General features: G+C 64.5%; 5 protein-coding genes and 1 pseudogene (1 of these 6 only partly in view). 5 read left to right on the top strand and 1 reads right to left on the bottom strand.

Features of this window, described 5'->3' with window-relative positions:
- Both HNP60_RS09090 and HNP60_RS09085 read left to right on the top strand, forming a co-directional pair.
- A protein-coding gene (locus HNP60_RS09090) for a hypothetical protein (RefSeq protein WP_184152733.1) crosses the window boundary here: on the top strand, nucleotides 1-1,667 show its 3' portion. It extends 718 nt beyond the left edge of the window; only the last 1,667 of its 2,385 coding nucleotides appear in the window; its start codon lies beyond the left edge, outside the window; it ends in the stop codon at nucleotides 1,665-1,667.
- A gap of 131 nt (nucleotides 1,668-1,798) precedes the next feature.
- Nucleotides 1,799-2,821: a proline racemase family protein gene (locus HNP60_RS09085; RefSeq protein ID WP_184152730.1), complete on the top strand. Its 1,023-nt coding sequence runs from the start codon at nucleotides 1,799-1,801 to the stop codon at nucleotides 2,819-2,821.
- Nucleotides 2,822-2,918: 97 nt separating this feature from the next.
- Here the strand turns inward: HNP60_RS09085 and HNP60_RS09080 are convergent, their stop codons facing one another.
- Entirely contained in the window at nucleotides 2,919-4,553 is a 1,635-nt protein-coding gene (locus tag HNP60_RS09080) for an amidohydrolase family protein (protein ID WP_184156979.1), read from the bottom strand.
- Nucleotides 4,554-5,010: 457 nt separating this feature from the next.
- Between HNP60_RS09080 and HNP60_RS09075 the strand changes: the two are divergent.
- From HNP60_RS09075 to HNP60_RS09065, 3 genes and pseudogenes are all read left to right on the top strand, one after another.
- Nucleotides 5,011-8,206: pseudogene (locus HNP60_RS09075) on the top strand (efflux RND transporter permease subunit).
- A complete protein-coding gene (locus HNP60_RS09070; RefSeq protein ID WP_260394799.1) occupies nucleotides 8,199-9,383 on the top strand; it encodes an efflux RND transporter periplasmic adaptor subunit in 1,185 nt (394 codons plus the stop codon). Before HNP60_RS09075 ends, HNP60_RS09070 begins: the two are co-directional and overlap by 8 nt.
- Before the next feature lie 205 nt (nucleotides 9,384-9,588).
- Nucleotides 9,589-10,971 carry a M24 family metallopeptidase gene (locus HNP60_RS09065; RefSeq protein WP_260394798.1) on the top strand — a complete coding sequence of 461 codons (1,383 nt, stop codon included), beginning with the start codon at nucleotides 9,589-9,591 and terminating at the stop codon, nucleotides 10,969-10,971.
- The last annotated feature ends 31 nt before the right edge of the window (nucleotides 10,972-11,002 follow it).

Raw genomic sequence — 11,002 nt, 5'->3', positions numbered from 1 at the left:
ATCGCATCGCGGCGACGCGGGAGGCCGGGGCAGGCTACTACAGCCCCTATATCGGGCTTGCGCGCGATCTGGCCAAGCTGTTCGGCGCGTTTCGCACGGCGCAGTATCAATATCTGCCGGCACTGGCGATCGGGCGGGGAGACGAGACCCGGCTGCAGCTCAACGAAGCGCCCTCCTTCCAGAATCCACGCTCGGTGCTGGTGGTGCCGATGCCGCCGATCGGCCCTGCGATGCCGCCCGTGCTGCGCCCGCGAGCGAAAGGCATGATGTGCCTGAATCGGCCTGATCTGGAGTTGCCGATCGAGGGCGCAGCGCTGTTCTATGCAACATCCTATGCGGGGGATCTTTCGCTCCGGATCAGGACCGAAGACGGCGGGACCACGGACTTGCCGCTGTCGCCCGACCCGGCCCGTGGTGCCTTTGTGGTGACTGCGCCGGGCGATCGCAAACCCACGGAACGTGTGAGCGAGGCCATGCTGCACGGGCGCTGGGGCTTCGATGATTTCGAGGGACCGTCGGTCCACGTGCAGACCGTCGCGCCCGCTTCGTGGAAGGCCGAGCAGACGAATGTCGTGGTCGGCCGCGAACAGCCGCTCGTGCTGCGCGGCGAGGGCGCGGCCTGCATCGAGAAGGTGGAGCTGCGCGATGCGGCGGGCGCGCTGCGGGGCCTGACCTGGAAAGCCAACTCGGCGCAGGACGTGACGGTGACGCTCCCGCTCGAGGACATGGCGCCGGGGTCCCTGACTTTGCTTGTGTCGCATTACGGCGCCGAGAACCCCACCGTGCTGCCGCTCAAGGCGCTGCGCGAGGCCAGTCGTCTGGATGGCTTTCTGCTGCATGCAGGAGACAAGGCCGGTGTCCTTTCGGGCGCCCGGCTCGATCAGGTCGCCCATCTCCAGATCGGCGAGGCCCGCTTCACGCCAGGACATCTCGCGCGCGCCAAGGGCGGGGACCGGCTCGAACTCGCCAGCGAAGCGCCGATCACCGCGCAGCCCGGGGAAGCACAGGCCCGTGTGACCATGCGGGACGGGCGAACAGCGAATGTGCGCGCCACCATCGCGACCGCCAGGCCCAGTGCGGTCGTCGTCGATCGCAATGTCTCCATGCCCGCTGTCCCGGACGCTCTCGCGCTGGAGCTGCCGGAGGACATTGTGCCGCCGGCTGCCCGCCTCACATTTTCCCTGCGTTATGCGAAAGGTGGCATCGGCGCGCAGGACGCGATCGAGATCGCCACGGCTGATGGCACTGCCAGTCATCGGTTGAGTGTCGCGGACGGGGAGTTGCAGCGCATTGGCACGGATGTCGCCGTCGCGACGATCGAACCTCAGGCGCTGCTTGGTGCGGGCGCTGTTGGCGAGATCCGTTTCCGGCCGAGCCGGGGCGATGTCTCGGGTGACTGGCAGCCGCTGGTGCGGATCGTCCGCCTGCCTGCCGTCGAGCGTGTCGCTTGTCCCTCGGAAGGGGGCGATTGTCGCCTGGAGGGACGCGACCTGTTCGTGATCGCCGCGATTGCCGACGATGCGCTGTTCGCGCGGCCAGTCACGGTCCCGGACGGCTTCGTCGGCACCAGTCTTTCATTGCCCCGTCCGCAGGGGGACAGCCTCTATCTGCGCCTTCACGATGCTCCGGAGTCGGTGGTGCGGCTGAGGCTCGCTGATCGGCCCTGAGGTGGCGGGGGTGGACTTCACGTAAATCGGCGCGTCATGGCCGGAATGACGTTGGCTCAGCAGTCTTCCGGCGTTTATCAGCGCGATCGGCGATCGCGCAGCTGGCACGGGGCAGGGAAGGGGAAAAGTCGATGGAGCGCCTCTCGGTTCTGGACATGCACACATGCGGGGAGCCTGTCCGCATCGTCACCGGCGGCTATCCCGCGCTGGTTGGCGACGACATCCTGGCCAAGCGACGCGACGCGCGGGCGCATCATGACCATCTCCGACGCGCGCTGATGCTCGAGCCTCGCGGTCATGCCGGCATGTATGGCGTGATCCCCGTCGCGCCGACACAGCCCGGCGCCGCGGCGGCCGCCCTCTTCACGCATAATGAGGGATACAGCACCATGTGCGGTCATGCGACCATCGCACTGGGCAAGTGGCTGGTCGAAAGCGGACAGGTGACCGCATCCGGTGGGAATGTAAGTTTCGGGCTGGAATTGCCCTGCGGCGTGGTCGAGGTGACATGCCTGATCCGGGAAGGCCAGGTCGTCGAGACGAGCTTCGTCAGCGTGTCGGCCTTTCTCGCCGGCCGCGATATCGCGCTGGATGTGCCGGGATTGGGTCGCGTCACATGCGATCTGGCTTATGGCGGGGCCTATTATCTCATCCTGCCCAGCTCATCGCTCGGCATCGATCTCCTCAACGCGCCATTGGCGCAACTGATCGAGCTTGGCACGCAAATGACCGCTGCGGGACGGGCGCAGCTCGACATCCGCCATGAGGAAGCGCCCGATCTTGCCTTTCTCTATGGCACGATCCTGATCGATGATGCGGCGCCGGATCAGCCCACGTTCAATCTGTGTGTCTTCGCGGAAGGCCAGATCGATCGCAGCCCGACCGGCAGCGGCGTCACGGCGCGTCTGGCGCGCGATCATGCGCGCGGGCTGATCGCGCCCGGCATGACCCGTCGCTTCGCCGGGCCGACGGGCGGGGCATTCAGCGCATCGGTCGTCTCCACCGAAGAGGCGGATGGGCGCATGACATGCCGGGTCCGCGTGGCCGGCCAGTCAAGCTATACCGGCACCGCGGAGTTCCAACTGCGGGAGGATGATCCGCTCCGCTATGGCTTCACGCTGCCGGCACGCTTTGCCGACCTTCCGGCACTCTGACGATGCGAGCCGGGCGCGGCGCCTGCCGCTCGGGCGCCGGGACCAGATCATGATGTTGCTGACCTGATCCCGGCTGTGGACGCCCCGACAAGCGCCTTCAGGGATGGGGCAGGCCTTCCTCAGGCATGCCCATGCGGCGCTTCTCGGCGCGTACCATGTCCGCGACGTCCGCAAGCAGCTTCTTGGCATCGTAAACGATGCCGTCCTTCACGGTGTACGAGACGCCGCCGACCCGTTCGAGCTGCTGGGTCTGCTCGTTCAGGCGCAGCGCACCGGTGCCGTACAGGGTCTTGAGATTCTGCAGCGGGTTTTCCTTGAGGATCACGAGGTCGGCCAGCTTGCCGACCCGCACCGTCCCGATCGGCGGCACGGGCTGGCCCTTGGGCTCATAAAGCGTCAGGGCGCCGTTGAGCGTGGCGGCAGTGATGACCTGGGAGGGATTGAAGCCCGCTTCCTGCAGCAGTTCCAATTCCTGGATATAGCCAAAGCCATAAGGCTGATAGATGAAGCCGGAGTCGGAGCCCGTCGTCACGCGCCCGCCGATCGTCTTGTAATCGTTCAGCAATCTCATGAACTTGTGGTAGAAATTCTTCCATTTGACCTCGATTTCCGTGGTCCAGTCGAAGAAATAGGAGCCATGGTTCACGCGTGATGACTGGTAGAATTGCCACAGCTGCGGCATGGTATATTTGTCATGCCAGTCCGCGTTGCGCAGGCGCATGAGGTCGCGCCCGGCGACGTAGATGGTCATCGTGGGATCGAAGGTGACGTTGTTGGCCTTCTGCTCCTTGAGATAATCCCACCATTGCTCGGAACCGGGCTCCGCGCTTTCCGCCGCGAGATTGGCGACGTTCCCGAAGCGGTCCTGCTCGTCCATATAGTTGTAATCGACCGGCCAGTTCTGGATCGCGCCGTTCTTCAGCATGGATTCGAAGTGGCCATAATAATGGGTCACCGTGCCGAGGCCGGCGCGACCGAATTCCAGCGCGCTCATGCGGGCGACGCCGACCTGCGAGATGTGCGCGACGGTGCCGAGATTGAGCTTCTTCGCTTCGTCCGTGATGGCGACGAGGACTTCGGGCGGCTGATCCTCGTTGGCCGAAATCTTGATGCCGTCGATGCCCTGCTTGGCGGCCCAGCGAATCCATTCGCGGACCTTTTTGGGCGTGTTCGCGCGTCCGCCGGTCCATCCATTTCCCTGTCCCGGGCGCTGATAGACGAAGATGCGCGGGGCGACGATCTCGTTGCGGGCGGAGCGTGCGCGCTCGCTGAGCGAGATTTCGAAAGGTGCCAGATCGACGCCGCGCACGGTGGTCACGCCATGCGCGAGCCACAGCTTGTATGAATAGGAGAGATCCGGGGCCTTGTCCGCGCTCGATCCATGTACGTGCATGTCGATGAAGCCGGGCGTCATGAACATGCCCGTGGCATCGAGTTCATAGTCGAAGTCGCGCGGCTCGCGCCCTTCCTTGAGCGGCAGTCCGGGTGTTCCGGCGGGCTTGATGTCGGCAATGACATTGTTCTCGATCACGATGTCGACCGGGCCACGCGGTGGAGCGCCCGAGCCGTCGATCAGCGTCACGCCGCGAATCACCATCTTGCGGAATGGCCCAACGCCTTCGCCATTGCGCGCGGGCGCGGGATAGGCGCCTGCGCGCTCCGGCACGGCCTCGACGGCCTTCTTCTCCTGCGCGGCAGCACTGCCCGGTGCGAGCGTGAATGCGGCGGCCATGGCGCAGATCGCTGCCATGGACTGGCTGAACGGGAACCCCTTCAATGGCTTCATAGCGAACCCCCTGTGGAAACGCTTCTGGTCTGACGTGTCCTGCGACCGTCGCGGCTGTGCTTCCCAGTCGATTGAAACAGCGACTTGATGCGCACGATGTATACGATATACTCCTGTGTCGGCCTGTCAACGCGGCAGCGAAGTCTGTCTATCGATCGGGCCGGTGCTATCACCGGAGGGGGAGCCGGAGAGCCTGACGAGAATGCAGGCCGATCAGGCTCAGACTTGCTGCTGCCGGTCCGCAAGGGTGCCAGGCGGCCACGAAGACGGCCGGGAAAGGGGGACTCCAGGGAATGCGCGGACGGATCATGAATGGAAATGCCGGGCGTTGCGGTGCTGCCCCGATACGGGTCTTCTCTTCATTCACTCGGGGCGGCCTCGCCATGACGGAGCGTGTCTCGCCGTGACCTGGATCGTCAAGGTCGCGCTGCAGCGGCCCCTTACGTTCATCGTGATGGCGATCCTCATCGCGCTTGCGGGCCTCTCGGCGATCCTGCGCCTGCCCGTGGACATCTTTCCCGCGATCCGCATTCCGGTGATCGCCGTCGCCTGGGAATATGGCAATCTGCCCGCGGACGAGATGGCCTCCCGCATCATCGCCCCCTTCGAGCGGGCGCTGACGACCACCGTCAACAATATCGAGCATGTCGAGAGCAAGTCGCTGCGCGGCAAGGCGGTGGTGAAGATCTTCCTCCATCCCGGTGCCGACCTGCAGACGGCCACCGCGCAGGTCACATCGGTTTCACAGACCCTCATCAAGAATATGCCGCCGGGCACCAACGCGCCGCTCATCCTCAATTTCGATGCGTCGACCGTCCCCATTCTCCAGCTTGCCGTCTCCGGGGAGGGCATGACGGAGCAGCAGTTGCTCGATCTGGGGCAGAACCAGATTCGACCCCGGCTGGTGACGGTGCCCGGCGCCGCCGTGCCGAGCGCCACGGGCGGGAAGGAGCGGCGGATCGAGATCGACATCGACCCGCAGGCGCTCCAGTCCAAGGGGCTTTCGGCCGTGGACGTCACCCGGGCCATCGCGGCGCAGAACCAGATCAGCCCCGCCGGCTTCGTGAAGATCGGGGCCAATCAATATGCAGTGAGACTCAACAATGCGCCGGACTCGATCGAGGGACTAAACGACCTGCCGGTCAAGGTGGTGAACGGCGCGACGATCTACATGCGCGATGTGGCGCATGTGCTGGACGGGAGCGCGCCGCAGGAGAATGTCGTCCATGTCGGCGGCAATCGCTCGGTGCTGCTGACCGTGCTCAAGAACGGCGCGACGTCGACATTGGCCATCGTCGAAGGCGTGAAGGGCATGGTTCCCTCGATCCTCGCCGGACTGCCGGACTCGATCAAGGTTCTCCCGATGGGGGACCAGTCGCTGTTCGTGAAGGCGGGCCGTGTCCGGCGTGGTGCGGGAAGGCTTCATCGCCGCAGCGCTGACGTCGCTCATGATCCTGCTGTTCCTCGGCTCCTGGCGACCCACCGTCATCATTGCCCTCTCCATTCCGCTGGCGGTGCTCGCAGCCATCGCCACGCTCGCGGCGTTCGGCCAGACCCTTAACGTCATGACGCTGGGCGGACTGGCACTGGCGATCGGCATCCTTGTCGACGACGCCACCGTGACGATCGAGAACATCAACTGGCATCTCGAGCAGGGCAAAGGCGTGGTGCGCGCGATTCTCGACGGCGCGGCGCAGATCACTCAGCCCGCCTTCGTGTCGCTGCTCTGCATCTGCATCGCGTTTCTGCCGATGTTCTTCCTGCCCGGCGTGGCAGGCTATCTGTTCGCGCCCATGGCCATGGCCGTGGTGTTCGCGATGATCGCGTCCTTCATCCTTTCAAGAACGCTGGTCCCGACCATGGCCATGTATCTGCTCCGCCCGATCGGGAAAGGGGAAGATGCCCATCTCGCCGGCAAGGCAGGATCGCGTAATCCGTTCGTCCGGCTCCAGCGCGGCTTCGAGCATCGCTTCGAACGCGTTCATGCGCGCTATGGCGCCATATTGGCCACGGCGATCGCGGGGCGTCGCAAGTTCATCCTGGGGTTCATGGGCTTTGTCCTCGCCTCGATGGCGTTGCTGCCTTTCCTCGGCAGCAATTTCTTTCCCAGCGTCGATTCCGGCCAGATCCTCATGCATGTGCGCGCACCGACCGGTTATCGCATCGAGCAGACATCCGTGCTGTTCGCGCGCGTGGAGCAGGCGGTCGAACGTCTCCTCCCGCCGGGCGAACTGGAATCCATGGCGGATACGATCGGCAACCCGTCGAGCCGGATCAATCTGGTCTACAACAATTCCGGCACGCTCGGGCAGGATGATGGCGACATCATGATAAAGCTGGCTTCCGGTCATGCACCGACAGCGGACCATATCGCGAGGCTGCGGCGCGAGCTGCCGTCCCTGTTCCCCGGTAGCCAATTCTCCTTTCCGCCCGCGGACATCGTGAGCCAGACGCTGAACTTCGGCGCGCCGGCCCCCATCAACATCGAAGTGCGCGGGCGTGATCGGGAAGCGAACCGGCGCTATGCGCTGGCTCTGCTCCGGGCTGTGCGCACCGTCCCGGGCCTCGTGGATGCGCGGCTCGATCAGCCGGCCAATGCGCCGCAACTCCGGGTGGATATCGATCGCTCACGGATCGGTCAGTTCGGGATGACCGCGCAGGACGTCACGAGCAGCCTGTCCACCATTCTCGCCGGCACCGGCCAGTCGGCGCCGGTCTTCTTCATCGATCCGAGCAGCGGCGTGCAATATCCGGTGGTGGCTCAGGCCCCCGAGCGCGATGTCGCATCGCTCGCGGACCTCAGGAACCTGCCGATGGCGTCGGGCGGAGGCGGGCAGCAGACGCTCGGCAACGTCGCGTCCATCAGCCGCGCGGCGACGGCGCCGATCTTCACGACCTACAATCTCCAGCCGACCTACAATATCTATGCCGATATTCAGGGGCGCGATCTCGGCGCCGTCGCCGGCGAGATCCAGGCGATCCTCGACCGCATGGCCCCTGAGGCGCCGAAAGGTTCGGTGGTCGCGCTGCGTGGCCAGTATGAGACGATGCAGACGGCCTTTAGTGGTCTTGGGTTGGGGCTGGTGGGCGCCGTGGTGCTGATCTACCTGCTGATCGTCGTCAACTTCCAGAGCTGGCGCGATCCGTTCATCATCATCACGGCCTTGCCCGGCGCGCTGGCGGGGATTGTCTGGATCCTGTTCATGTCCGGCACGACGCTCTCGGTCCCGGCGCTGACTGGCGCGATCATGTGCATGGGGGTGGCGACGGCCAACTCGGTGCTGGTCGTGAGCTTCGCGCGGGAGCGGCTGGCCGAGGGCGCGGATGCCGCCCGGGCGGCGCTGGAGGCGGGCATGGTCCGCTTCCGCCCCGTGCTCATGACGGCGCTGGCCATGATCATCGGCATGGCGCCGGTCGCGCTCGGGATGGGGGAGGGGGGTGAGCAGAACGCCCCGCTGGGACGGGTGGTCATCGGCGGCCTGATCGTCGCGACCTTCGCCACCCTGTTCCTCGTTCCGGCCATATTCTCGCTGCTGCACCGCAATACGCCCGCCGGGCGGCGTGCAAGCGCGCTCGATCTGGAGCTTTCCCATGCATGATGCCACCCCACCCGAAACACCCGACGCCCTGCCCGCACGCACAGCCAGACGGATGGCGCTCACCGGCGCGGCGGTCCTGCTGGTCATCGCAGCGGCGGGTATCGCAGCGCGGCAATTCGGCGCGACGGAGCAGCGGGCCGATGTCGAGCGGGCCGCGTTGCCGGCGGTCGCGCTGGTGAAGCCGCAGCCCGGGAAAGATACCGGACAGATCGTTCTTCCCGGCGTCCTCGAAGCCAATAATTATGCGGCCCTTTATCCCCGGGTGGATGGCTATGTCCGTTCATGGTCCGCCGATATCGGCGAAAGCGTGAAGGCTGGCCAGGTGCTGGCGCGGATCGACGCACCCGAAATCGCCCAGGCGCTCGCAGAGGCCAAAGCCGGCCATCGGACGGCGCTTGCCAATCAGGAACTGGCCAAGACGACCGCGCAGCGCTGGAGTTCCATGCGCAAGGATGGCTGGGTCTCCGCGCAGGCGCTCGACGAGAAGAGCGGCGATCTCGCGGCCAAGGCGGCGATTGCCGAAGCCGCGAGCGCTAGCGTGCATCGGCTGGAGGCCTTGCAGCGCTTCACCAATATCGTCGCACCCTTTGATGGCGTGGTGACGAGCCGCTCCATCGAGGTCGGGGCTCTGGCACGATCGAGTGGCGCCGTGGATGGGCCTTTCTATACGATCGCGGACGTGACGCGCATGCGCGTCTTCGTCCAGCTTCCGCAGAGCTACAGCGGTGCTGTCCATCCCGGCCTGAAGGCGCGCATGACACTGCCTGAATATCCGGGCGAGACGTTCGAGGCGGTGCTGGTGCGCAGTGCCAACGCGGTCGATCGGCGTTCCGGGTCGGTGCGGATCGAGTTCCAGGCCGGCAATCCGAAGCGAGCCCTCAAGCCGGGCGCTTATGCCGAAGTCACGATCCCGGTTCAAAACCGGACCAGTACGGTTCGGGTGCCGGGCAGTGCCCTTATCTTCGGCGCCAGTGGTCCGCACGTTGCGGTCGTCGAACGCGGCGACAGGGTGCGAATGAAGCCGGTCACGCTCGGCCGGGACGACGGGCAGATGGTCGAGATCGTCGCGGGGCTGACCAGAAACGAACAGGTGGTCGATTCTCCCCCGGAGATTCTCGAGACGGGGGATCGCGTCAGGGTGGCGAGGAGCGCGTCGGCGGAAGCGCCCGCGCCCTGAGCGACGGGCTAGATTCACCCCCGAACAACCGCAGGGCGATTGTCTCGATTTTTAGAATGTAAAAACGCCCTTACGCGTCATAAAATTTCAACAAACCTTCCCATTCCTCGGTTCGACGCATTGCAAAGTATACGATATCCGATATACTTCCCCTCGCTGCTGATTCGAAAAGAGGGGAAATATCTTGCTCACGCGACGCAACATCATGAAAGGCGTTGGCGTGTCGGCTCTTGCCGCCGTGCCGGGAATGAGCCCCGCGCTTGCTGCGCCGGCTCCCGCCAAGGGCGCTTCGGTAACCGGAGCGGAGTCCGCCAAGCTGTTTCTCCCACCCGATGAGGTGGCGCCTGCCACGGTCGATCGGTTGCCTCTTTCCTGGAGCAAGGAACGAACATCCCGGCTTTGCGAAATGCTCAAGGAGCAGGGCTTCGAAGGGATACTCCTCACCAACCAGTGGAACATCATCTACTTCACTGGTCTCTGGCACACCACGACGGAGCGGATGATCCATTGCTTCATCCCGACGGCCACAGGAACGCCGATCTGGTTCTACCCCGCACTCGACCGCGATCTCATTCAGTCCTGGTGGTATGACGATGGCGGGGAGATGTACTTCGACTGGCTGGATGTCGAAGGCACGATGGTCCAGGAAGGGAAGGTAGCGAAAGGGCCCACTAACGATCTTTGGCGCTGGATGCTCCGCCATATCAAGAAGAGGGGTTATGGGGGCAAGAAGCTCGCTGTCGACAAGGAACTGACCCCCACCGCCCAGACCAAGGTCGGGGAAGAAATCGGCACTCCGATGGCTTCGGCCGAACAACTCTGCCTCTACATGCGCATGCGCAAGACGCCGCTCGAAATTGCCCTCACGCGCAGAGCCTATAGCTACTTCGACAAGATCCACGCTTACGCTCGCGACCTCATCCTCACCCACGGCACCGATCTCATGGATTTCGAAGTGGCGCACGCCGCCCGGAAATTCGGCGTCGAGATCATGATGAAGGACCTCGCGCCGGACGGTAAGCCGCACAATGCAGTCGGCATCTCCGTCGGGGTCAATTGCCGGGCCGGCCAGCCCACCGGCTATCCCCATCCCAACCAGTTCTTCTACAATCGCATCCAGAAGGGCCAGGCCCTTCAGGTCTCGGGGGTCGTCCGGATCGGCGGCTGCGGCGGCGAATGCTACCGCCCCTATATGATCGGTCCGCGCACCGGTCACATGGAGAAGATCTGGACCGTCACACGCGACGCCTGCCTCATGCAGAAGGACCTTTCGCGCAAGGGCACGAAATGTTCCGACGTCGCCTATGACATCCACAAGTTCCAGGTGGAGCAGGGTGTCCAGAAATATGTCTATCACCGCCCCGCTCATGGCGAGGGCATGGAAGGCCACCAGCCGCCTTATCTCGCGCTGGGCGATCATACCGTGCTGGATACCGGGATGATGTTCTCGGTCGAGCCCGGTCTGTTCGATCCCGAGACGGGCACGGGCGCCAACTTCTCTGACGGATTCATCGTGAAGGACAGCGGGCCATCGCTTCAGATGTCCCGCCTGCCCTGGAGCGAGGAATGGGCCTGGATCAATATCTGACCAGGAAATGTTTATTGCTTTGAATAATAAA

It is taken from the genome of Sphingobium lignivorans (genome assembly GCF_014203955.1).
Taxonomy (GTDB): Bacteria; Pseudomonadota; Alphaproteobacteria; order Sphingomonadales; family Sphingomonadaceae; genus Sphingobium; species Sphingobium lignivorans.
Note: the sequence above shows the minus strand (reverse complement) of the source record. Positions and strands in the feature narration are given on the sequence as shown.

Excerpts from the sequence above, each read along its gene's own strand:
- HNP60_RS09085 (WP_184152730.1), top strand. The coding sequence starts at position 1,799 with ATGGAGCGCCTCTCGGTTCTGGACATGCACACATGCGGGGAGCCTGTC.
- HNP60_RS09080 (WP_184156979.1), bottom strand. The coding sequence starts at position 4,553 with ATGGCCGCCGCATTCACGCTCGCACCGGGCAGTGCTGCCGCGCAGGAG.
- HNP60_RS09070 (WP_260394799.1), top strand. The coding sequence starts at position 8,199 with ATGCATGATGCCACCCCACCCGAAACACCCGACGCCCTGCCCGCACGC.
- HNP60_RS09065 (WP_260394798.1), top strand. The coding sequence starts at position 9,589 with ATGAAAGGCGTTGGCGTGTCGGCTCTTGCCGCCGTGCCGGGAATGAGC.